The organism is Mesorhizobium sp. M1004 (assembly GCF_040318795.1).
Lineage (GTDB): Bacteria > Pseudomonadota > Alphaproteobacteria > Rhizobiales > Rhizobiaceae > Mesorhizobium.
On sequence record NZ_JAMYNB010000021.1, the window covers coordinates 1 to 23316 of the forward strand.

18 protein-coding genes and 1 tRNA gene are annotated in these 23316 nt (G+C 64.0%); 8 read left to right on the forward strand and 11 right to left on the reverse strand.

Annotated features, from left to right (window positions below):
- The first annotated feature begins 232 nt into the window (after positions 1 to 232).
- Genes NKH54_RS29220 through NKH54_RS29230 form a run of 3 tightly spaced genes read left to right on the forward strand, consistent with a single transcriptional unit; the run spans position 233 to position 3960 of the window.
- Positions 233 to 1156 (forward strand): ABC transporter permease subunit, encoded by a 924-nt coding sequence (locus NKH54_RS29220; protein WP_023684574.1) that lies wholly within the window; start codon positions 233 to 235, stop codon positions 1154 to 1156.
- A gap of 9 nt (positions 1157 to 1165) precedes the next feature.
- Positions 1166 to 2293 (forward strand): ABC transporter permease, encoded by a 1128-nt coding sequence (locus tag NKH54_RS29225; RefSeq protein ID WP_023709835.1) that lies wholly within the window; start codon positions 1166 to 1168, stop codon positions 2291 to 2293.
- A 47-nt stretch (positions 2294 to 2340) separates the two neighbouring features.
- Positions 2341 to 3960, forward strand: coding sequence for an ABC transporter ATP-binding protein (locus tag NKH54_RS29230; protein ID WP_023702233.1), 1620 nt, complete (start codon positions 2341 to 2343; stop codon positions 3958 to 3960).
- A gap of 41 nt (positions 3961 to 4001) precedes the next feature.
- On the opposite strand, the gene NKH54_RS29235 is transcribed toward NKH54_RS29230, so the two are convergent.
- Together NKH54_RS29235 and NKH54_RS29240 are read right to left on the reverse strand one after the other, a co-directional pair.
- Positions 4002 to 4340, reverse strand: a complete 339-nt coding sequence (locus tag NKH54_RS29235) for a hypothetical protein (protein ID WP_023684572.1) — start codon at positions 4338 to 4340, stop codon at positions 4002 to 4004.
- 172 nt (positions 4341 to 4512) lie between these two features.
- Positions 4513 to 4589 (reverse strand) — tRNA-Pro (locus NKH54_RS29240).
- Positions 4590 to 4789: 200 nt separating this feature from the next.
- Here NKH54_RS29240 and NKH54_RS29245 point away from each other — a divergent pair.
- A complete protein-coding gene (locus NKH54_RS29245) occupies positions 4790 to 6310 on the forward strand; it encodes a phosphomannomutase/phosphoglucomutase (protein ID WP_353029492.1) in 1521 nt (506 codons plus the stop codon).
- Between the two features lie 11 nt (positions 6311 to 6321).
- Positions 6322 to 8559 carry a mannose-1-phosphate guanylyltransferase/mannose-6-phosphate isomerase gene (locus NKH54_RS29250; RefSeq protein ID WP_353029493.1) on the forward strand — a complete coding sequence of 746 codons (2238 nt, stop codon included), beginning with the start codon at positions 6322 to 6324 and terminating at the stop codon, positions 8557 to 8559.
- Positions 8560 to 8746: 187 nt separating this feature from the next.
- On the opposite strand, the gene betB is transcribed toward NKH54_RS29250, so the two are convergent.
- Genes betB through betI form a run of 5 tightly spaced genes read right to left on the reverse strand, consistent with a single transcriptional unit; the run spans position 8747 to position 15047 of the window.
- Positions 8747 to 10210: a betaine-aldehyde dehydrogenase gene (betB, locus tag NKH54_RS29255; RefSeq protein ID WP_353003601.1), complete on the reverse strand. Its 1464-nt coding sequence runs from the start codon at positions 10208 to 10210 to the stop codon at positions 8747 to 8749.
- 51 nt (positions 10211 to 10261) lie between these two features.
- Positions 10262 to 11914, reverse strand: a complete 1653-nt coding sequence (betA, locus tag NKH54_RS29260) for a choline dehydrogenase (RefSeq protein ID WP_353029494.1) — start codon at positions 11912 to 11914, stop codon at positions 10262 to 10264.
- A 3-nt stretch (positions 11915 to 11917) separates the two neighbouring features.
- The gene (locus NKH54_RS29265; protein ID WP_353029495.1) at positions 11918 to 12922 is read right to left on the reverse strand and encodes a threonine/serine dehydratase family protein; all 1005 of its coding nucleotides are present in this window, start codon (positions 12920 to 12922) and stop codon (positions 11918 to 11920) included.
- On the reverse strand, positions 12919 to 14448 hold the full coding sequence (gene betC, locus NKH54_RS29270; RefSeq protein WP_353029517.1) for a choline-sulfatase: 1530 nt from the start codon (positions 14446 to 14448) through the stop codon (positions 12919 to 12921). The genes NKH54_RS29265 and betC overlap by 4 nt, the downstream gene beginning before the upstream one ends.
- An 8-nt stretch (positions 14449 to 14456) precedes the next feature.
- On the reverse strand, positions 14457 to 15047 hold the full coding sequence (gene betI, locus NKH54_RS29275) for a choline-binding transcriptional repressor BetI (RefSeq protein ID WP_023816479.1): 591 nt from the start codon (positions 15045 to 15047) through the stop codon (positions 14457 to 14459).
- Between the two features lie 200 nt (positions 15048 to 15247).
- On the opposite strand from betI, the gene NKH54_RS29280 reads away from it, so the two are divergent.
- Complete coding sequence (locus tag NKH54_RS29280) at positions 15248 to 16414, forward strand: acetyl-CoA acetyltransferase (protein WP_353029496.1); 1167 nt, start codon at positions 15248 to 15250, stop codon at positions 16412 to 16414.
- A 28-nt stretch (positions 16415 to 16442) separates the two neighbouring features.
- Entirely contained in the window at positions 16443 to 17447 is a 1005-nt protein-coding gene (locus NKH54_RS29285) for an asparaginase (RefSeq protein ID WP_353029497.1), read from the forward strand.
- On the opposite strand, the gene NKH54_RS29290 is transcribed toward NKH54_RS29285, so the two are convergent.
- Positions 17440 to 18795 (reverse strand): TIGR03808 family TAT-translocated repetitive protein, encoded by a 1356-nt coding sequence (locus tag NKH54_RS29290; protein WP_353029498.1) that lies wholly within the window; start codon positions 18793 to 18795, stop codon positions 17440 to 17442. The two genes, NKH54_RS29285 and NKH54_RS29290, sit on opposite strands and share 8 nt — an antisense overlap.
- 139 nt (positions 18796 to 18934) lie before the next feature.
- Between NKH54_RS29290 and greA the strand changes: the two genes are divergently transcribed.
- Positions 18935 to 19408, forward strand: coding sequence for a transcription elongation factor GreA (gene greA, locus NKH54_RS29295; RefSeq protein WP_023698161.1), 474 nt, complete (start codon positions 18935 to 18937; stop codon positions 19406 to 19408).
- Between the two features lie 7 nt (positions 19409 to 19415).
- Here the strand turns inward: greA and NKH54_RS29300 are convergent, their stop codons facing one another.
- The 3 genes from NKH54_RS29300 to NKH54_RS29310 all read right to left on the reverse strand — a co-directional run bounded on the left by NKH54_RS29300 (position 19416) and on the right by NKH54_RS29310 (position 23276).
- Positions 19416 to 19652 (reverse strand): AbrB/MazE/SpoVT family DNA-binding domain-containing protein, encoded by a 237-nt coding sequence (locus NKH54_RS29300; RefSeq protein ID WP_023698162.1) that lies wholly within the window; start codon positions 19650 to 19652, stop codon positions 19416 to 19418.
- A gap of 64 nt (positions 19653 to 19716) precedes the next feature.
- Positions 19717 to 21837 (reverse strand): methylmalonyl-CoA mutase, encoded by a 2121-nt coding sequence (gene scpA / locus NKH54_RS29305; protein WP_353029499.1) that lies wholly within the window; start codon positions 21835 to 21837, stop codon positions 19717 to 19719.
- Complete coding sequence (locus tag NKH54_RS29310) at positions 21834 to 23276, reverse strand: methylmalonyl-CoA mutase subunit beta (RefSeq protein ID WP_352535156.1); 1443 nt, start codon at positions 23274 to 23276, stop codon at positions 21834 to 21836. Before NKH54_RS29310 ends, scpA begins: the two co-directional genes overlap by 4 nt.
- Positions 23277 to 23316 lie beyond the last annotated feature (40 nt).

The following is a 23316-nucleotide window of genomic DNA, read 5'->3' on the forward strand; positions in this document are numbered from 1 at the left end:
TTCTTTATTATATTTTTTTGTCCACCCCCCCCCCCGCCGATGCCCCCCCCTGCTCCTCACACTACCTCGCCCCCCCCGCCCGCCCCGTGTTGGGGGCGCCCGGACTGGTCGGTCATCGCACCGGTCCGAAAGTCGTGGTCGATTTTCGGCAAGCCCGGTGCGAAGATTTGGCGCCGGAGCGTGGCAATGCGTCCGCATGGACGTATGTCGCTCTGGCCGAAGCGGGGCGCCGATGCTGCGATACATCTTACGGCGGCTTCTGACCGCCATTCCGACGCTGTTCGTCATCGTGACCATGGCGTTCTTCCTGATACGCGTCGCACCGGGCGGCCCCTTCAATCAGGAGCGGGGCCTCAGTCCCGAGATCAGGGCCAATCTGGAAGCACAGTTCGGCCTCGACGATCCGCTCTGGCTGCAATATGCCCACTATCTCGGCAATCTTCTGCGCGGCAATTTCGGGCCGAGCTACAATTTGCCTGACTTCACCGTCACCGAACTGTTTGCCAAGGGGCTGCCGATATCGGTCCAGCTCGGCACCTCGGCGCTGATCCTGGCGCTGCTGCTTGGTTCGGTGCTCGGCACCATCGCCGCGCTCAACCAGAACAAGCTTGGCGACTATACGGTGATTGCGCTGGCGACCGCCGGCAGCACTATCCCCACCTTCGTCATCGCTCCTGTGATTCAGCTGGTGTTCGGATTGACCTGGAAGCTGTTGCCGATCGGCGGCTGGGGTGATGGCGCATTGATCAACAAGATCGGCCCGGTGCTGACGCTGGCCTTGCCGCAGATCGCCATCGTTGCCCGCCTGATGCGCGGGTCGATGATCGAGAGCTTGCGTTCGCATCATATCCGAACGGCGCGTGCGCTCGGCCTCTCCGACTGGTCGGTGGTGGTCAAGCACGCGCTGCGCGGCGCCATCCTGCCGATCGTTTCCTTCACCGGCCCCGCAGCCGCGGCGCTGCTCACCGGTTCGGTCATCGTCGAGACCATCTTCTCCATTCCCGGTGTCGGCCGCTATTTCGTCGATGCCGCGCTCAACCGCGACTACACGCTGGTGATGGGGACCGTGGTGGTGATCGCGCTCTTCACCATCGTCTTCAACCTGATCGTCGACGTCATGTACGCGGTCGTCGACCCGAGGGTACGCTATGACTGAGGGTGCGCTATGACCGACATCACAGCCGCCGCCGCTCCGCCGGCCGTCGTCGGCCGCTCGCTCTGGGGCGACGCATGGGCGCGCCTCAAAGCCAACCGCGCCGCCATGTTCAGCCTCTATTACCTGGCCTTCATTGGCGTCATCAGCATCTTCGGCCCCTGGTTCGTGCCGCATCAGTACACCACCATCTATGCCGACTATGTGCGCACGCCACCAAGCTTTTCAGCCTATCCGAAGCCGGACATGATCGAGACGGCGCTCAAGGATGCCATCAAGCGCATGCGCGTCGACATCAAGGAGTGGAAACTGGAGGGCAGTCGCGTCACCGTCACCGTCACCTCGACCAAACCGATCGACGACCGCAACATCCGCTATCTCGACCGCTCCGATGCCTTCGACGATACCAAGATAGAGAGCAAATCGGCCGACGGGCTCGAATTGACTATGACTGCGTCGGTCAAACAGCAGTACTTCCTGTTCGGCACCGACAACACCGGTCGCGATCTTCTCTCGCGAACGCTGATGGCAGGGCGCATCTCGCTGGCCATCGGCCTGCTTGCCGGCATTGTCGCGGTGGTCATCGGCGTCCTCTACGGGGCGGCGGCCGGCTTTTCCGGCGGCAAGATCGACGAGGTGATGATGCGCATCGTCGACGTGCTCTATTCCTTGCCCTTCATTTTCTTTGTCATCATGCTGGTGGTGTTCTTCGGCCGCAATTTCGTGCTGATGTTCCTGGCGGTCGGGGCGGTGCTGTGGCTCGACATGGCGCGCATCGTGCGCGGCCAGGCGCTGTCGATCCGGCGGCAGGAGTATGTCCAGGCGGCCGAAGCCATGGGCGTCGGCCAGCGCGGCATCCTGCTGCGCCATGTCATCCCCAATCTGCTCGGACCAGTGGTGATCTACATGACGCTGCTGGTGCCGCAGGTCATCATCCTGGAAAGTTTCCTGTCCTTCCTCGGCCTTGGCGTGCAGGAACCGATGACCAGCTGGGGCGTGCTCATCTCCGTCGGCGCCAAGAACATCGGCACCGCCAACTGGCTGCTTTTGTTCCCCGCCTTCTTCCTCGTGTCGACGCTGTTTGCACTGAACTTCGTCGGCGACGGCCTGCGCGACGCGCTCGATCCGAGAGACCGATGAAGATGGGACCGATAAAGATGGGGACCGATAAGATGGGGACCGTTGCGATGGAAACGCCCGAAACGATCCTCAGCGTCAAGGACCTTCGCGTCCGCTTCCGCACGCTCGACGGCGCGGTCGAAGCGGTCAAGGGCATCAACATCCACGTCAAGGCAGGTGAAACCGTTGCCGTGGTCGGCGAATCCGGATCCGGCAAGAGCCAGACCATGATGGCGGCGATGAGCCTGCTGGCGTCCAATGGCGAGGCGACGGGTCACGTCGATTATCGCGGCCGCAACCTTTTGACCATGAGCAAGCCCGACCTCAACAAGGTGCGCGGCGCCAAGATCAGCATGATCTTCCAGGAGCCGATGACCTCGCTCGATCCACTCTATTCGATCGGCAACCAGCTTATCGAACCGATCCGCAAGCACCGCGGGCTGAACGCAGCCGAGGCACGGAACGAGGCGCTCAAGTTGCTCAGGCTGGTGCATATCCCCGATCCCGAGCGGCGGATGAAATCCTATCCGCACGAAATGTCGGGTGGCCAGCGCCAGCGCGTCATGATCGCAATGGCATTGGCCAACGACCCCGACATCCTGATCGCCGACGAGCCGACGACGGCGCTCGACGTCACCATCCAGGCGCAGATCCTGGTGCTGCTCGCCGAATTACAGCGCAAGCTCGGCATGGCCATCGTCTTTATCACCCACGATCTCGGCATCGTCCGGCGCTTTGCCGACCGCGTCTATGTCATGCGCTATGGCGAGGTGGTCGAGGAAGGCGAGGCGGAAGCACTTTTCGCAAACCCGCAGCATGCCTATACCAAAATGCTGCTGGCCGCCGAACCGACCGGCACCAAGGCGGCGCCGCCGCCCAGCGCTCCTGTGCTGCTGGAGGGCCGCAATGTCGAAGTGACCTTCAAGATCGGCGGCGGCTTCCTTGCCGGCGAACCGCTGCTGCTACGCGCCGTCGATCACATTTCGATCCGGCTGAAGCGCAACCAGACCATCGGTATCGTCGGCGAGTCCGGTTCGGGAAAATCGACGCTCGGCCGCGCACTTCTGCGCCTGTTGCCCAGCGACGGTGTCATCCGCTTCGGCGACCGCGACATCTCCACCGCCGACCGCCAGGCGATGCGGCCGCTGCGTCGTGAGATGCAACTCGTCTTCCAGGATCCGTTCGGCTCGCTGTCGCCGCGCATGACCGTCGGCCAGATCATCACCGAAGGGCTTCTGGTGCATGAGCCGAACCTGTCAGGCAAGCAACGCGACCAGCGCGCCGTCGAGGCCTTGCTCGAGGTCGGCCTCGACCCCAACGCCCGCAACCGCTACCCGCACGAATTCTCCGGCGGCCAGCGCCAGCGCATCGCCATCGCGCGTGCCGTGATCCTGAAGCCCAAACTGGTGGTGCTGGACGAGCCGACTTCGGCGCTCGACCGCTCGGTGCAGAAGCAGATCGTCGAATTGCTGCGCAAGCTGCAGGCCGACCACGAACTGTCCTACCTCTTCATCAGCCACGATCTCTCCGTGGTGCGCGCCATGGCCGACTACATCATCGTCATGAGGCAGGGCAAGATCGTCGAGGAAGGCCCGACGGAAGAGATCTTCAGCAACCCGCAGGCCGCCTACACGCAGACACTGATGGCTGCGGCGATCGATGTCACGCGCTTCAGGCTGAGTGCTTAAGGCGTGACGTTCAGCAGATAGTCAGGGTAGGGCCAGTTCGCTTAGCCCGCTGACCTGGGGCATCTGTTGGCCCTTGTCGCGACAATGGCCTCTTGCCGCTGCTTCAGCAGTTCGATTCTGGCCGTCTCACGCTTGGCCACTGCGCTCTTCACGCGCGTGCCGCCGAGCAGCCAGTTCGGCACGCTGGTGTTGGCGACCTTGCCGCGGGTGATGGCGGTTTGCGAGATGTCGCGCGCGGTATCGCCTACGGCGGTGTTGAGTTCGGCGCATGTCATGCTGTCGTATTTCGCCGGGTTCACCGCGCTGCCCAGCGATGAGCAGCCTGCCGCCAGGGACAAAGCGAGCAGCGCTGACAGCCGGCTTGAAATCAACAAATTCATCTTCCGCAAACCTCGTTCCGGGCCGCTGTCTCGGCGGCATTCCTATTATCGAGGTAGCGCGGATGGTTGTCGCGTCAAAACACCATGCTGACAGCGAACGCCGACGCGGCCGGTTTGCATTGCGCCATCTTGTGGGTCTCGGGAGAACAAACACCTAAGTGTCTGTTTTTTCTGGTCGGAGTGGCAGGATTTGAACCTGCGACCCCCTCGTCCCGAACGAGGTGCGCTACCAGGCTGCGCTACACTCCGTGACCAGACCGCGGGCTTATAGCCGCCGCATACCGTTCCTGCAAGCGGCAATGGCAGCGCTTCTGTCGCATTTCGTTGGCTTTCGTTGGGCATTGCCGCAAAGCTTGGCTTTCCCTCCCGGGATAAACCCGGCTTAAAGCCTTGTGTGCTAAGTCGCAGCCTCGATAGATCGTGTTTTCGCCATCTGGAGCTTTGCTGCCTTGCCCCTGAAAATCGTAGGCGACGCCCGGCCCAACAGCTTCGAATTCGAAACCGAAGCGCTGATCAAGGCGTCCGGCTTTCGCGAATACGACGCGCGCTGGTGGTTTGGCCATGCCGGTTCGACGCAACCGCCGGACCTGAACCTGATCGGCGTCCAAGCGTTGGGCATGGGCCTGGGCACCTTGATCCGCCGTCTTGGCGCGGGTCCCGACATCGTCACCGGGCATGATTTCCGTTCCTATTCGCTTGCCATCAAGCTGGCGCTAGTTTCCGGCCTGATGGCTGCGGGCGCAAAGGTGAAAGACATTGGCCTGGCGCTGTCGCCCATGGCCTATTTCGCCCAGTTCGCGCTCGACGCGGCATCCGTCGCCATGGTCACGGCATCGCACAACGAGAATGGCTGGACCGGAGTCAAGATGGGTGCGGCGAGGCCGCTGACCTTCGGACCAGAGGAGATGAGCGCGCTGAAACAGATCGTGCTGTCGAGCGACTTCGATCTCGCCGGCGGCGGCTGCTACGATTTCGTCGCCGGTTTTCGCGAGACCTATCTCGACGACCTGACTCAGGACAAGCGCATCGCGCGCAAGATCAGGGTTGTGGCGGCTTGCGGCAACGGCACCGCCGGCGCCTTCGCGCCGCAGGCGCTGGAGCGCATCGGCTGCGAGGTGATCCCGCTCGATGTCGAGCTCGACCACAGTTTTCCGCGCTATAACCCGAACCCGGAAGACATGCAGATGCTGCATGCCATCCGCGACAAGGTGCTGGAGACCGGCGCCGATGTCGGGCTGGGCTTCGACGGCGACGGCGACCGTTGCGGCGTGGTCGACAATGAGGGCAACGAGATCTTCGCCGACAAGGTCGGCGTCATGCTCGCGCGCGATATCTCCAGCCAGCATCCCGGCTCGACCTTCGTCGTCGATGTCAAATCGACCGGCCTGTTCAACACCGACAGCGTTTTGCGTGGCAACGGCGCGAAGACAGATTACTGGAAGACCGGCCATTCCTATGTCAAGCGCCGGGTCGCCGAGCTTGGCGCCGTCGCCGGATTCGAGAAGTCGGGCCATTTCTTCTTCAACCCGCCGATCGGCCGCGGCTATGATGACGGTCTCATCACGGCAATAGCCATTTGTGAGATGCTCGACCGGAACCCCAGAAATTCGATGGCCGATCTCTATCGCGCGCTGCCGCTGACCTTCGGCACGCCGACCATGTCCCCGCATTGCGCCGACGATGTGAAATACGGCGTGGTCGATCGGGTGGTGGCGGACTTCCAGGCGATGCAGCGCGCCGGCAAGACTTTTGCCGGCCAGAAGATCGCTGACCTGATCACCGTCAACGGCGTGCGCGTCGTGGCTGAGGACGGCACCTGGGGGCTGGTGCGGGCGTCATCGAACAAGCCGGAGCTTGTCGTGGTTGTCGAAAGCCCGGTATCGTCCGACCGCCGCCGGCAGATGTTCGAGGCCGTCGACGCCGTGCTGCGCCGCAGCCCCGAAGTCGGCGCTTACAACCAGACGTTCTGATTGGACCTTTCATGAGCGAGCGCATCGTCAGTTTTGTCATGAGCGGCGGTGTCGGCTCGCGGCTGTGGCCGCTGTCGCGCGAGGACAACCCGAAACAGTTCCACGATCTTTCCGGCGACGGCACGATGCTGGCCAAGACACTGCGCCGGCTGACGGCGCGGCCGGAGGGCGAAACGCCGATCTTCTTGATCGCCGCCGAGCGCCATGCCGAGCGCGTGCATGCCGACCTTGCCGGCCTCGACCTCGCCGGCGGTGGCCCGCTGTTCGAGCCGACCGGGCGCAACACGGCTGCCGCCGTGGCGCTGGCCGCGCTGCGCACATTGTCGGAGTTCGGCGACAGCCTGGTGCTGGTGGTGCCGTCAGACCACGAAATCGCCACGCCCAAGCAGTTCTGGCAGAGCGTCGAGGCGGGCAGCCAGGCAGCGCTTGCCGGCCGTCTGGTGGTGTTCGGCATCAAGCCGACGCAGCCCGAGACCGGCTATGGGTATATCGAAGTCGCAGCCGAAAGCGGCGGCGTCTTCGACGTGTCGCGCTTCGTCGAAAAGCCCGACCTCGCCACCGCGCAGAGCTATCTCAGTGCGGGCACCTTCTACTGGAACACCGGCATTTTCCTATTTCGCGCCGGCGCCATGCGCGACGCATTTGCGGCCTTCCAGCCCGACATCTGGCAGGCCACCGAAGCGGCCTACAAGGCAGCGACTTCGGATCTGTCCGGCCTTTATATGCCGCTCGACCTCTATGCCGCCATCCCGTCGAACTCGATCGACTACGCCATCATGGAACGGGCCAAGGACATCGCCATGGTGCCGGCCGGCTTCCGCTGGAACGACCTCGGCTCCTGGCAGTCGCTGCTCGATGTCGGCCCTGCCGACGCCAAGGGCAATGTCGTCGTCGGCGATGTCGTCGCCATCGATTGCGAAAACTCCTACATCAGAAGCGACGGCCGGCTTTTGTCGGCAATCGGTATGAAGGATGTCGCCATCGTCTCGACGGCGGACGCCACCTTCGTCGCCCCGGTCAGCCACAGCCAGCACGTCAAGAAAATCGTCGAGCAGCTGGAAAAGTCGGGCCGGCTGGAAACCAGGTTCACGCCGGCACACGACCGCGTCATCGAGAGCGGCGCCTGGCATCGGCGCGTGCATCACTGGCTGTTCGAGGAGACCTTGCCGCTGTGGTCGACTTCAGGCGTCGATGAGCGTCATGGCGGCTTCCACGAGGCGCTCGGCTTCGACGGCGAGGCGCTGTTGAAGCCCAAGCGCATGCGCACGACGGCGAGGCAAGTCTACGCCTTCGCCATTGCCAAGGCCCGCGGCTGGGACGGTCCAGCCGATCGCCTGATCTCCCATGGCATCGCCTTCATGGCCGGCAAGGGCCGCACGGACCGGGGCGGCTGGGTGCGCACGCTCAATGTCGACGGCTCCGTCGCCGACCCAACCGAGGATGCCTACGACCATTCCTGCGTGCTGCTGGCGCTGGCGCATGCGCATATGTGCGGCAATCCGGATGCGCTGCGGCTGGGCCAGGAGACCTTCGTGTTCCTCGACGCGCATCTCGAGGACAGCCGCATGACCGGTTTCCTCGAGACGTCGGACGGGGAGGGCGAGCGGCGCTCCAACCCGCATATGCATCTGCTCGAGGCCTTCCTCGCCTGGTATGAGGCGACCGGCGACCGCACCTATCTGCGCCGCGCCGCGCGCATCATCGACCTTTTCCGCAGTCATTTCTTCGATGCCGAGAGCTGGACGCTAGGCGAATATTTCGACGCCGGGTGGAAGCCGGCCGCCGGCGAGAAGGGCACATGGACCGAGCCCGGCCATCATTTCGAATGGGCCTCGCTGCTCACCGATTTCGTCGCCCGCAGCGGCCAGGGCGAGTTGAGCAATTTTGCCCGCAAGCTCTACGCCTCGGCCATCGCCAACGGCCTCAACCGGGCCACCGGCCTTGCCTACGGTGCGGTCTCCCGGCAGGGCCTGCCGCTCGACCTCGTATCGCGCAGCTGGCCGCAGGCGGAAGCGATCAAGGCGGCGATTGCACTGGATGGCTCGGGCGGTCCCGACCTCAAGCCCGAAATCGAGGCGCGCGTCGGCCGGCTATTCCGCTGGCACATCGACCCGGCGCCGCTCGGCCTGTGGATCGACCGCATCGACGAACGCGGCCGCTCCTTGGCATCGGACGTGCCGGCCAGCATCTTCTATCATCTGGTCTGCGCGCTGACGCAGTATCTTGATGGGACAGCGCAGAAGGGGTGAGGCGTTGGAGCTGCCAATCTCCCCCCTTGCGGGGGAGATGCCTGGCAAGGCAGAGGGGGGTGCTGTCCCGACGACGTCTCAGCTACTCGAAGATCAGACCAAAGGTGGCGATCCGTCACACCCCCTCTGGCCTGCCGGCCATCTCCCCCGCAAGGGGGGAGATCAGCTATCACTTCGCTTTCAACCCTCAATACGGGCTCGCTACATCCCCGGTCTCGACATACACCGCCTTCAGCTGCGAATAGAGCGCTAAAGCCGCCAGCGAGTTCTCGCGCCCAATGCCGGATTGCTTCACCCCGCCAAACGGAATTTCCACTGGCGTCAGATTGTAGGCGTTGATCCAGCAGGTGCCGGCCTGCAGTTCGGCGATCACCCTATGAGCGCGCTGCAGGTCGCGGGTGAAGACGCCGGCGGCGAGGCCGAATTCGGTGTCGTTGGCGCGGTCGATCACCTCGTCCTCGCCGTCGAACTTCAGCACGCTCATCACCGGCCCGAAAATCTCCTCGCGCGCAATGCGCATCTTATCGGTGACACCGGTGAACACGGTTGGCTCTACAAAGAAGCCGCCATCGAACCCTTGCAGCGACGGCACGTTGCCACCGCAGGCGAGCGTTGCTCCATCCTGCCTGCCGGCCGCGATGTAGGAAACGACCTTCTCCTGCTGCGCCTTGTTGACCAGCGGCCCCATCTGCGTCTCAGGATCGAGCGGATCGCCGATGCGGATCTTTTTCGTCCGCTCGACCAGCCGGTCGACGAAGCGGTCATGGATGCCGCTTTGTACGAAAACACGCGTGCCGTTGGAGCAGATCTGCCCGTTCGAATAGAAATTGCCGAGCATGGCGCCGCCGATGGCGTTTTCGAGATCGGCATCGTCGAACACGATCAGCGGCGACTTGCCGCCGAGTTCCATCGTCGCATGCTTCATCTTCGAACCGGCGAGCGACAGCACCTTGCGGCCGGTCGGCACCGAGCCGGTCACCGAAACCTTGGCAACGACATCATGGCCGACTAGGCCGGCGCCGACTTCGCCATAGCCTTGCACGACGTTGAACAGCCCGTCGGGCAGGCCCGCCTCTGAGTAGATCTCGGCCAGCGCCAGCGCCGACAGCGGCGTGTTCTCCGAAGGCTTGAATACCATGGCGTTGCCCATGGCGAGCGCCGGGGCGGATTTCCAGCCGGCGATCTGGATCGGATAGTTCCAGGCGCCGATGCCGACGCACACACCGAGCGCCTCGCGGCGCGTATAGGCAAAAGGTCCACCAAGATCGATCGCCTCGCCGTTGAAGGCGGCAACCGCGCCGCCGAAATATTCGAGGCAGTCGGCGGCCGATAGTGCATCCGCCACCAGCGTCTCTTGGATCGCTTTGCCGGTGTCGAGCGTCTCGATCCGCGCCAGATCGGCGTTGCGCGCGCGCAAAATGTCGGCGGCGCGGCGCAGGATGCGGCCACGCTCCACCGGCTTCATCCGCGCCCAGGCCGGTTGTGCGGCCCGCGCGGCTTCGATGGCGAGCTCCAGCACGTTCGGAGTCGCCGAATGCAAAGTGGCGATGACCTCACCGGTCGCCGGATAGATCACCGGCAGCGGCGCGCCGCCTTCGTCCTCGATGTAGCGGCCGTTGACATAGTGCGATGCCGTTGGCTGGGCGCGCATGCTGTTCTCCAGATGTATTCGCTATTGCGGAGCAGTCCGCCGGACAATGCCCTATCGATCCGCCACCTGCCAGCGCGGATTGATCCAGGTTTCCTGGTTGGACGGCGCCAGTGGCGTGCGGCCGAGAATGTGGTCGGAGGCCTTCTCGCCGGTCATGATCGACGGCGCGTTGAGGTTGCCGTTGGTCACCCGCGGGAAGATCGAGGAGTCGGCGACGCGCAGGCCGTCGACGCCGATGACCCGGCACTCCGGATCGACCACGCTCATGATGTCGTCGGCGCGGCCCATCTTGCAGGTGCCGCACGGGTGGTAGGCACTCTCGGCATGATCGCGGATGAAGGCGTCGAGATCCTCGTCCGACTGGACGTGCGAACCCGGCGAGATTTCCTTGGCTCGAAAGCCGTCAAAAGCCTTCTGGCGGAAGATCTCGCGGGTCAGCCGGATGCAGTGGCGGAACTCGGTCCAGTCGTCTGGATGCGACATGTAGTTGAAGCGGATGACCGGCGTCGCTTTCGGGTCGGGAGAGCGCAGCGTCACCGAGCCGCGCGACTTCGACCGCATCGGCCCGACATGGGCCTGGAAGCCATGGGCCCTCGCCGCCGCCTTGCCGTCATAGCGCACCGCAGCCGGGATGAAGTGATACTGGATGTCGGGGTAGTCGACGCCGGCCTGCGAGCGCACGAAGGCCGCGGCCTCGAAATGGTTGGTGGCACCGAGGCCGGTCTTGAAGAACAGCCACTGCGCCCCGATCAGAGCCTTGGAGAATGGGTTGAGAACCGAATTCAGCGTGATCGGCTGGGTCGATTCCTGCTGGATGTAGAGCTCCATATGATCCTGCAGATTGCGGCCGACACCGGGCCGGTCGGCCACGACCTGGATGCCGTTCTCCTTGAGATGCGCGGCCGGGCCGATACCGGATAGCATCAGGATCTTGGGCGAATTGATCGACGATGCGGCGACGATCACCTCACGTCGTGCCTTAACGAACTGAATCTGTTTGTGAGCTTCGATCTCGACTCCGACGGCACGCTGATTCTCGATGATCACCCGGCGGGCGAAGCCTTTGACCATGCTGACATTTTGCCGCTTGAGAGCCGGCTTCAGATAGGCTGATGCCGCCGACCAGCGGCGGCCGTCGCGTATGGTCTGCTCCATCGGCCCGAAGCCTTCCTGCTTCGAACCATTGTAGTCGTCGGTCAGTTCGAACCCGGCTTGGCGGCCGGCCTCGACAAAGGCGCCGTAGAGTGGATTCTTGCGCGGGCCGCGCTGGACATGCAGCGGGCCGCCGTGGCCGCGCCAGCCGTCCTCGCCGCCGTCACTGTCCTCCATGCGCTTGAAATAGGGCAGCACGTCGGCGAAGCCCCAGCCTGCCGCCCCCTGTTCGGCCCAGTGGTCGAAGTCGCGTGCATGGCCCCTGACATAGACCATGCCGTTGATCGAGGACGAGCCGCCGATCACCTTGCCGCGTGGCGTCGCCAGCACGCGGCCGCCGAGATGCGGCTCCGGTTCGCTGGCAAAGCCCCAGTCGTAAAGGCTCATGTTGAGCGGGATCGACAGCGCCGACGGCATCTGGATCAGCGGCCCGATATCGGTGCCGCCGAACTCGATGACGATGACCGAATGCTTGCCGTCTTCCGACAGCCGGTAGGCCATGGCCGAGCCGGCCGAGCCGGAGCCGATGATGACGAAATCTGCTTCAAGCATGGTTCACATGCGCCCATCGTTCATATGCGAAATAAAATCGGCGAGAGAGACATTGCCGCCGGTAGCCATGACCAGGACGGTTTTACCCGCCACATCCACCTTGCCGCCGAGCAGCGCCGCCAGCGACGCGGCGCCTGACGGCTCAAGCACCAACTTCATCCGCTCGAAGGCGATCTTCATCGCTTGCCTAACCGATTGGTCGTCGACGGTGATGCCGCGCACGCCGGCGGTCTTGACCGCCGCGAACGGCGCGTCGCCCGGCCGCCGCGACATCAGCCCGTCGCAAATCGATTTCGGCGCGATCGGCATGGTCTCGATGGCGCCATGCGCTAGCGATGAACCCATGCCGTTGAAGCCTTCCGGCTCGACGCCGATGATCTCGGTTCCCGGCGACAGATAGTGGAAGGCGAGCGACATGCCACCGATCAGTCCGCCGCCGCCGACCGAGCAGAACAGAAGGTCGGCACTGGCGTCCTTTGCCTCGAGTTGTTCGAGCGCTTCGAGCCCGGCGCCGGCCTGGCCGGCAACGATCTCCGGATCGTCGAATGGATGCAGCAACGCCAGCCCTTCGGTCTCGGCAATCTCGCAGGCCTTGGCGGCTGCGACCTCTTCACGGGCGCGCTCGCCATGATCGGTCAGCACGACGCGCGCGCCATAGCCTGCGGTCGCATCGCGCTTGGCGGCCGGCGCGTCGATCGGCATGACGATGGTGACGGGAATGCCGAGCGCCTGGCCGGCAGCCGCCAACCCTTGCGCGAAATTGCCGGAGGAGTAGGCGACGACGCCTTTTCTGGCCTCATCCGGCGACAGCCGCTTCAACCGCCAATAGGCCCCGCGCACCTTGAACGATCCCGCCCATTGCAGCGATTCCGGTTTGATGAAGACGCGGGCCGCACCCGTCTCCTTGGCCAAGGCTGTCGATTCCAGCAAAGGCGTGATCTGCGTCGCCTTCGACGTCACGGCATAGGCCTGTCTGAGGTGCTCGAGGGAGGGGACAATTGTCATCATTCGCCTCGCGGAAAGCGTTTCTGTTCCTCGAGATTGTCGAGGTTCATGTGGTTGCGCATGTAGCGTTCCGACGCCTTCTGCAGTGGCTGGAACTCCCAGGGGTAATGCGTGCCGTTGCGCAGCGCGGGATAAACCACCCAGCGCCGCGCCTGGCTGACGCGCACCGCGGCATTGAAGGCCGCCATGTCCCAGCGCGCCCGCACTGCTCCTGTGAAGGCGGCCACCAGATCGGCATGCGCCGGATCGGTGGCAAGATTGGTGCGTTCTTGCGGATCGGCTTCGAGATCGAACAGAAGCGGCGGGTCGATCTCGCAATGGATGAATTTGTAGCGGCCGTCGCGGATCGCCACTAACGGCGCGTTGGAGCCCTCGGCGGCATATTCCATCAGCACCGGCGCGGTGCGCGGCTCGCCATTAAGCAGCGGCAGCAGCGACTGGCCATCGGTCCACGGTGCGATCGCGGAGATGTCGATGCCGGCGAGATCGCACAGCGTCGGCGTCACGTCGAGGTTGGAGACCGGCGCCTCGATCAGCCCTGCAGGAATGCCTTTGCCGGTGATCATCAAAGGTACTCGCGCCGAGCCCTCGAAAAAATTCATCTTGAACCACAGGCCGCGCTCGCCAAGCATGTCGCCATGGTCGGAGCAGAACAGGATGATGGTGTCGTCCAGCATGCGCGTTCGCTCCAGCACTGACATCAACTCGCCGACCTTGTCGTCGAGATAGGAGATGTTGGCGTAGTAGCCGCGCCGCGAGCGGCGGATCTGCTCCGGCGTGATGTTGAAACTGTCGTAGTCGCTGGCCCGGTAAAGCCGTTGCGAATGCGGGTCCTGATGGGCATAGGGGATGAATCCCACCTCCGGCTCAAGCGCCGGACAGTCTTTATAGAATTCCCAATATTGCCGCCGTGCGACATAGGGGTCGTGCGGGTGGGTGAAGGAAACCGTCAGGCACCAGGGCCGGCTGGCCTCGTCCTCGGAGGTGCGGGCAAGATCGTAGAGTTTTTGCACCGCGTGGAAGGCGACCTCGTCGTCATACTCCATCTGGTTGGTGATCTCGGCAACGCCGGCGCCGGTGACCGAGCCCAGATTGTGATACCACCAGTCGATGCGCTCGCCGGGCTTGCGGTAATCCGGCGTCCAGCCGAAATCGGCGGGATAGATGTCGGTGGTCAGCCGCTCCTCGAAACCGTGCAACTGGTCCGGCCCGACGAAATGCATCTTGCCCGACAGGCAGGTGTAGTAGCCGGCGCTGCGCAGATGATGCGCATAGGTCGGGATCGAGGAAGCGAATTCGGCGGCGTTGTCATAGACCTGGGTGCGCGACGGCAATTGCCCGCTCATGAAAGCGGCGCGGCCCGGCGCGCAAAGCGGCGAGGCCGTGTAGTTGTTGCCGAAGCGCGCCGAGCGTGCGGCCAGCGCCTTGAGATGCGGCACATGCAGGAAGTCCGCCGGCCCGTCCGCAAACAGCGTGCCGTTGAGCTGATCGACCATGACGATCAGGATGTTGGGTCGCCTTGATATCACTGAGGATGTCACTGTGTCTGTCGCCCGCCGAGTTTGATTTCGAGATAATCTTCGACCAGCGCGATCGCGGTTTGAGCATCCGGCACGCCGTCCTTCAGCGCGCGCCTGATGTACAGCCCGTCGATCATCGCCGCGACCGCTTCCGCCGCGCGGTCGGCCTCGTTGCGCGGCAGTATGCCGGTCAGTCCGCTCATCAGGTTGGAATGCAGCCGCCGCGCATAGACCCTGAGCAGCCGGCGCAGGGCCGATGATTTCTGTGCATCGACATAAAAGGCGAGCCAGGCCGCGATGGTTTCCGGCCGGAACTGGATGTCGGAGAAGTTGACGGCGACCACCGCCGAAACGCGTTCGCGCGGCGAGCCGGCGGATTGCAGCGCGCGCCGCATGTCGATCGTCAGCTCGGCCAGAATATGCCTCATCGTCGCCAGCAGCAGCTCATCCTTGGCGCCGAAATAGTGGTGAGCCAATGCTGACGACACACCGGCGCGCCCCGCTATCTCCGACATGGTCACGTCAAGCGAGCCGCGCTCGCCGATCGCCGAGATCGTCGCGTCGATGAGCGCCTTGCGGCGCAACGGTTCCATTCCGACTTTAGGCATGATGTTCCCGGCTTTTGCGGCGGAGATTATTTTTTATTGACGCGTCAATCAACAAAAAATCGATCCGATTGGAACCTGCACCAAGCGATTGTCGGCTTGCGGCCCTTTTCGATGCGGGCGGGATTGTTTATATTTGAACAATAAAGGCGAAGTGCGCCATTTGCCCACATGTTAGGCTGGCGCCAAGGATGGAGACCGCCATGACCGCATGCATCGTTGGCTGGGCGCATTCGCGCTTCGGCAAGCTGGAAGGCGAGACGCTGGAAGGCCTGATCACCAAGGTCGCGGTCGACGCGCTCGACCATGCCGGCATTGGCCCGGACGAGGTCGACGAGATCGTGCTCGGCCATTTCAACGCCGGCTTCTCCCCTCAGGATTTTACCGCCAGCCTGGTGCTGCAGGCCGATGACCGGCTGCGCTTCAAGCCGGCGACGCGGGTCGAGAACGCCTGCGCCACGGGTTCGGCAGCGGTCCGCCAAGGCATCCGCGCCATCGACGCCAATGCCGCCCGCATCGTGCTGGTGGTCGGTGCCGAGCAGATGACGACGACCCCCGGCCCCGAGATCGGCAAGAACCTGCTCAAGGCTTCCTATCTGCCGGAGGAGGGCGACACGCCGGCCGGTTTCGCTGGCGTCTTCGGCAAGATCGCGCAGGCCTATTTCCAGCGTTATGGCGACCAGTCGGACGCGCTGGCGATGATTGCCGCCAAGAACCACAAGAACGGCGTCGACAATCCGTACGCGCAGATGCGCAAGGATTTCGGCTACGAATTCTGCCGCCAGGAAAGCGAGAAGAACCCCTTCGTCGCCGGTCCGCTGAAGCGCACCGACTGCTCCCTGGTTTCCGATGGTGCAGCCGCCCTTGTGCTGACCGACACCTCGACGGCGCTGAAGATGCGCCGCGCCGTCGCCTTCCGCGCCAACGAGCATGTCCAGGATTTCCTGCCGATGTCGAAGCGCGACATCCTGTCGTTCGAAGGCTGCGAACAGGCCTGGAACCAGGCGCTGAAAAAGGCCGGCGTGACGCTCGACGATCTCTCCTTCGTCGAAACACATGACTGCTTCACCATCGCCGAATTGATCGAATATGAGGCGATGGGCCTGGCCAAGCCCGGCGAAGGCGCCAAGTTGGCGCTGGACGGCACGACGGCCAAGGACGGCAGGCTGCCGGTCAATCCTTCGGGCGGGCTGAAGGCCAAGGGCCATCCGATCGGCGCCACCGGTGTGTCGATGCATGTGCTGACCGCCATGCAGTTGACCGGCGAGGCAGGCGGCATCCAGGTGCTGGGGGCAACGCTCGGCGGCATCTTCAATATGGGGGGGGCGGCCGTCGCCAACTACGTTTCCATCCTCGACCGGATCAGGTAGAAGCGGCCCGTATTTTTGGGGCGTGGTGATGACAAATCCGGTTCTGGTCGAGGTCTTGCGCGGCGCGATCGTCGAGAGCGCCCATCGCGGCGCTGTCGCAATCTTCGACGGGGACGGCAAGCCTGTCCTGGAGATCGGCGATACGGCGCGGCCGGTGTTTCCGCGCTCGGCGGTCAAGGCGATCCAGGCGCTGCCGCTGGTCGAAACGGGTGCCGCCGATGCCTATGGCTTCGGCGACCGCGAACTGGCGCTGGCCTGCGCTTCACATTCAGGCGAACCCGCGCATGTCGAACTGGCGCAGGCGATGCTGGCCAAGGCCGGCCTCGACGAGTCGGCGCTGGAATGCGGCGCCCATTGGCCGTCGAGCCACGACGCGACGATCGCACTGGCCCGCACAGGCGTCTCGCCGAACGCACTGCACAACAATTGCTCGGGCAAGCATTCCGGATTTCTCTGCACCTGCGTGCACTCAGGGATTGCCCACCAAGGCTACGTCAAGGCAGGCCATGGTTTGCAGGAGATGGTGCGCGACGCCATGCAGGCGGTGACCGGCGCTGCCCACGATGCGGATCACCGGGCAACCGATGGCTGCTCGATTCCCACCTATGCCGTGCCGCTGAAAAGTTTTGCCCTTGGCTTTGCCCGCATGGCGACGGGCAGGAGCTTTGGCCCTGAGCGCGCCAAGGCGGCCAAACGCCTGCTGTCTGCCTGTATGGCCGAGCCTTTCCTGGTCGCCGGCACCGGCAAAGTGGATGTGGCGCTGATGCAGGCCGCGCCCGGCCGCATATTCGTCAAGACGGGCGCCGAGGGTGTCTATTGCGCTGCCGTTCCGGAGCTTGGCCTCGGCATCGCGCTAAAATGCGATGACGGCGCCGGCCGCGCCGCCGAGGTGATGATTGCCACTGTGCTGGCAAAACTTCTCAGCGCCGACGGCGCACTGGCGGCGAACCTTCTGGAGCGGGCCAATCCTCCGATCGAAAGCCGCATTGGCGCCAAGGTCGGCTCGCTGCGGCCGACGACGACGCTCAGCTGACCCTGTTTCGCTCGACCGTCAGGTGCGCATAGCCGCTATCGCTCGACCGCGCGAGGTCGCCGGTCGCCCGTTCGGCCCAGCGCTGGCCGATGATGGCGCCGTTCTCGGCGCCGTCGATGACGTTGTCGGAGATGATGGCGTTCCCAGCGCCCTCGACCACAGTGACGGCGATGCCGGTTCCGGCCTGACGAATGATGTTTCCCGTCGCCACAACATTGCGCATATAGGCGCCCCAGCCGATCTGCATGCCGTAGAACGGCGCGTTCTCGATGACATTGCCCGAGACGGTGGTGTCGGCCTCGACGCTGATACCGACGCCGAAGCCCGGCGCGTCGGCGGGGTAGGGGCCGGTGGTCGAGAGGTTGCGCACGATGTTGTTCGAGCAGACACCCATACGGCCGCCCTCGTTGAAATTGACGATCGAGATGCCGTTAGCGGCATCATCGACGATGTTGTTGCCGATGATGGCGCCTTCGAAGGAGAATTCGGAATAGAGCGCGGTTTCGCCCGACCGCGAGCAGGTGTTCCCGGTCATCTGCAGATTGCTTGAACTGTTGGCGCGGATCGCCGAGAAGGCGCAGTCCGAGACGATGTTGCCGGTGACGGAGACATTGCCGGCACGGAAGGCGTTGATGCCATTGCCGTTCTGCCCGGTGCCGCCGCTGCGCGCGCCGATCCGCTGCACGCGGTTGCCGCTGACGATCGTACCGTCCTCGGCCTGCTGCCAGCGATGGACAAGAATGCCGCCATTGCCGCAGTCGGATACGGCATTATCGGATATCGCCAGGCCAGCGGCCTCGACGGAGTAGATGCCGGCGTCCGCAGCCCCCGAAATCTCGGAGCGCTCGACGCGGCCCGACGCATGCTCCAGCGCCAGCCCATGCTTGCCGCTGCCGGTGATCGTGCAATTGTCGATGACGAGATGGGCGACGCGGCGCAGGTCGAGCAGGCCTTGCGCATCGTCGGCCAACCCGCCGTTGGCGCCGTCGAAGACCAATGCGGTGAACTCTATATGCTCGGCCTGTTCGGCCGTCAGCAAATGGCCATTGCCGCCATAGAGGATGCGCGAGGCGCCCGGCACGCCCGAAAGCCTGACGCGGGCGGGCAGGGTCAGGTTGGACACGACATAGGTGCCCGGCGGCAGGAACACCGGCGCATTGCGCTGGCTTGCCTCGGCTAGCATCCTGGCGAAGGCCTTGCTCTGGTCGTCCGGTGCGTCCGGCTCCACGCCAAGCTCGGCGGCATTGATCGAGCCAAGCGCTGCCGTCTTCGCCAAGGCGTTGTCCAGCGAAACGCCGAGCACCGCAAAGCCGACAGTCCCCTTGAGAAGCGTTCGTCTGTTCAACATCGGCACAGATCCCTGCGATGAAATGGTTCTTCGCAGGAATTGGGCCAGCCGCATAGGTCTCCGCTCGGCCATAGTCCGGCCAATGACCGGGTCCGCCAAGTGGCTTGTACAGTCGCCGAAGCGGGCCTAAGTTTATCCGATGAGCAGGGCTTTCACCCGCGAGGAAGACAGCGAAAACGCCATTGCCGGCATCGGCGAGCGGCCGATCAGCCAACACCGCAATCTGGTGACGGAGCGCGGCCTGGCGATGATCGAGGACAATCTGGCCGATCTGCGCGACATTTTGGCGAAAGCCGAGCGAAAAGCCGATCGCGAGCGCATTGCCGTCGTCTCGCGCGACCTGCGCTACTGGACAGCGCGCCGCGAAAGCGCCGAGCTTTCCGTGCCGGAACCGGGCAGCGACCAGGTGCGCTTCGGCATGGGTGTCACGCTGGAAAGCGATGACCGCAAGAAAGTGCACTGGAAGATCGTCGGCGAGGACGAGGCCGACCCCTCAAAGGGCAGCATCTCACACGTCTCGCCAATGGCCGTGGCGCTGTTCGGCAAGAAGGTCGGCGACGTCGCAAGCGTCAACGGCAAGGAATGGGAAATCGTCAAGCTGTCGGACGCCTGACGCCAGCTCACCCTATTTGCACAGCCAGCTTTCGCAACGCGGGCTCATACTTGTCCATGACATCGCGAGCAGCACGCATTTGCCGTTCGACGTCGTCACACGGCACCGGCCTTAGGATGATGCCGTCGTCGGTTTCGATGATCTGGAGTTCATCGCCCACTTGCAGGCTCAAGCTGTCGAGCGTTTCCCGCGGCAGGATTACAACGCCCGATCCGTCCTCAAGTCCGTGAATGATGGTGTTCATAGCTATACCATAGGTTGCGCCAGATATTGTAACGCAACTTTGATAAGCAGTGCAACTGTTTCAATCAGCTCGCCAGCAGCCGGTCCAGCAACCGATCCGCAGCCTCTGGAATAACCGTGCCTGGCGGGAAGATCTCCGCGGCGCCAGCTTCCAGCACCGCGTCATAGTCCTGCGGCGGGATGACGCCGCCGGCGACGATCAGCATGTCGGCGTGTCCGAGTTTCTTCAGCGCATCACGCAATTCGGGGATCAGTGTCAGGTGCCCCGCCGCCAGCGACGAGGCGCCGATGATATGGACGTCCTGCGCCACCGCCAGCCTGGCGATCTCCTCGGGTGTCTGGAACATCGCGCCGACCGTCACGTCGAAGCCGAGATCGGCGAAGGCCGTGGCGATCACCTTCTGGCCACGGTCGTGGCCGTCCTGTCCCATCTTTGCGACCAGGATGCGCGGCTTGCCGCCGGACTTCTTCTCGAAAGCTTCGAGCTTCTCCAGCAATCGGTCGACCGTCAGATTGTCGCCGAGCGCATTGCGATAAACGCCGGAGATCGTTTGCACCGAGGCGACGTGACGGCCAAAGACTTTTTCGAGCGCCAGCGAGATCTCGCCGACCGTGGCATTGGCGCGCGCGGCGCGGATGGCAAATTCCAGCAGGTTTTCGTTACCCTGCGCAGCGCGGGTCAGCGCATCGAGCGCGCTCTCGACCGCGCCAACATTGCGCGTGCCTTTCAGGTTCTGCAGCTTCGACAATTGCCGGGCCTTGACCTCGGCATTGTCGATCTTCAGCACGTCGACGTCGATGTCGTTCTCGGGGCGATGCGCGTTTACGCCAACCAGTATCTGCTCGCCGGAATCGATACGCGCCTGCGTGCGCGCCGCCGCTTCCTCGATGCGAAGTTTTGGAATGCCCTGTTCGGTTGCTGCCGCCATGCCGCCAAGCGCCTCGACCTCTTCGATATGGGCGAGCGCACGCGCCGCCAGATCGTGCGTCAGCCGTTCGATATAGGCCGAGCCGCCCCACGGATCGATGATGCGGGTGGTGCCGGATTCCTTCTGCAGGATCAACTGCGTGTTGCGGGCGATGCGCGCCGAGTGGTCGGTCGGCAGCGCCATCGCCTCGTCGAAGGAGTTGGTGTGCAGCGACTGGGTATGTCCCTGCGTCGCCGCCATCGCCTCGATCATGGTGCGGGTGATGTTGTTGTAGGGGTCCTGCGCCGTCAGCGACCAGCCGGAGGTCTGGCAATGGGTGCGCAGCGACAGCGAGCGTTCGTCGTTCGGTGCAAAATTCTTCTGCATCAGGGTCGCCCACAACAGGCGCGCCGCGCGGAGCTTGGCGATCTCCATGAAGAAGTTCATGCCGATCGCCCAGAAGAAGGAAAGCCGCGGGGCGAAACGGTCGATGTCGAGCCCGGCGGCGACGCCGGCGCGGGCATATTCGATGCCGTCGGCGATGGTGTAGGCGAGCTCCAGGTCCGCGGTCGCGCCGGCCTCCTGCATGTGATAGCCGGAGATCGAGATCGAATTGAACTTCGGCATGTGCTGGGAGGTATAGGAGAAGATGTCCGACACGATCCGCATCGAGGGCTTCGGCGGATAGATGTAGGTGTTGCGGACCATGAACTCCTTCAGAATGTCGTTCTGAATGGTGCCGGCGAGATCCTTCTGAGCAACGCCCTGTTCTTCGGCCGCGACGATATAGAGCGCCATGATCGGCAGCACCGCGCCGTTCATGGTCATCGACACCGTCATCTCGCCCAGCGGAATGCCGTCGAACAATTGCCGCATGTCGAGGATGGAATCGATGGCCACGCCCGCCATGCCGACATCGCCGGCAACGCGCGGATGGTCGCTGTCATAGCCGCGATGGGTGGGCAGATCGAAAGCGACCGAAAGGCCCTTTTGGCCGGCGGCGAGATTGCGCCGGTAGAAGGCGTTGGATTCCTCGGCCGTCGAGAAGCCGGCATATTGCCGGATCGTCCACGGCTGCTGGACATACATGGTCGGGTAGGGACCGCGCACGAAGGGCGGCATTCCCGGATAGGTGTCGAGATGCGGCAGCCCCTTGAGATCGCCCTGGCTGTAGAGATGCTTGACGGCGATGCCTTCCGGCGTCAGCCGCTGGCCCTTGACCTCGACCGGCGCTCGCCGTGGCGCCGACCAGCCAACATGGCTGAAATCCGGGATCACTGTGCGGCTCCGATTGCCTGGTCGATGCGGACGGGAAACAGCGCCTCGCACACCGCCACGCCCTCTGTGAAAGGCGGCCGCCGCTCAGCCGCCAGCGTCTCGACCGGGGCATCGTTTTTCAGCGGGTAAAGCGTGGTGCCGATGATTACCCGTTCACCCGACCGGTAGGCCTCGGCGCGGCGCTCGGATGCTGCCGTGACGCGCTTCTGGATATGCCCTTGCTGCAGGCTTGCCAGAACGCCGCCTTCCGCTTCGATCCGCTGGAACTCTTCCCACGCCGCTTCGCACAGGCCCAGGGTCAGCGCCTCGACTGCGCCCGACCCCAAGGCTGGGTCGGCGACATGGTCGATATGGCTTTCATTGGCCATGATCAACTGTGCATTGCGTGCGACGCGGCGGGCAAAGCCGGCCGGCAGCCCGTGGGCGATGGTGTGTGGCAGGATTGAGATCGAATCCGCGCCGCCTGCTGCCGCCGCAAAGCTGGCAATGGTGGTGCGCAGGATGTTGGTTTCGGGATCCGCCGCCGTCATCATGCGGAACGACGTCTCGGCATGGATGTTGGCTGCCGATGCCGGGATGGAACAGGTTTCCTGGATGCGCGCCCACAGCCTGCGCAAGGCCCGGACCTTGGCCATGGACAGGAACTGGTCCTGGTCGACGCTCAGCGCAAAGCCGATATGGGGAGCGGCATAGACAAGCGGCTGGCGCGCATCCTCGAACATCCTGAGGTAGGAGACGGCGGAAGCGAGCATGGTGCCGAGTTCCTGCGCCTCCGTGGCGCCGGCATTGTGGAACACTCGCCCATCCGCCTCCAGCAGCACACCCGGCACGCCCAGCGAGAAGAAATGCGCCAGTGATTGCGGCATCGATGCCTGCAACGCCTCGATCGACATGCGCAGCCGGCCGGTTCCGGCAAAGATTGCCGCCGGGTCGATGCCGAAGGAGAGGTTCAGCTTTGCCGGGTCGGAGCGGCGCTTGCTCAGGAACGCCACCAGCCAGTCAGCGACGGCACGGCTCCAGGGATGGGCGTCGATGCGGATCTGCGTGCGGTTTAGCGGTACGCCGTCCAGCACCGTCTCCAGCGCCTGCGCCGTCCTCGGCAGGCCATAGCCGAACGCATTCGGAGCACCTTCGAAGACAAGCGACAATCCCGTCGCGCCTTGTGCCACATCGTCCAGGGCCTGCGCCTTGGCGCGGCCGATATCGGGATCGTCAATGCGCTGGCTGACGATCCAGGGCAATTTGGGGTTGGCGCGCACAAGCGGCTCGGCGCCGGCGGCGCGATCGTAGAGCGGTTCGATGCGAATCTGATCGTCGGTATGCGAGACCAGTTTTTCCTCGAAGGAGGCGCCGGCGAGCGCCTTTTCGGCCAAGGCCAGCCAACGCTGGCGCTCGACGTCAGCGGGTTCGACACTCCTGGTCAAGGCTCCGGCGCCCATCCATGCTCCTCGTTTTTATGCGGCCGCACCAGCGTCAGCC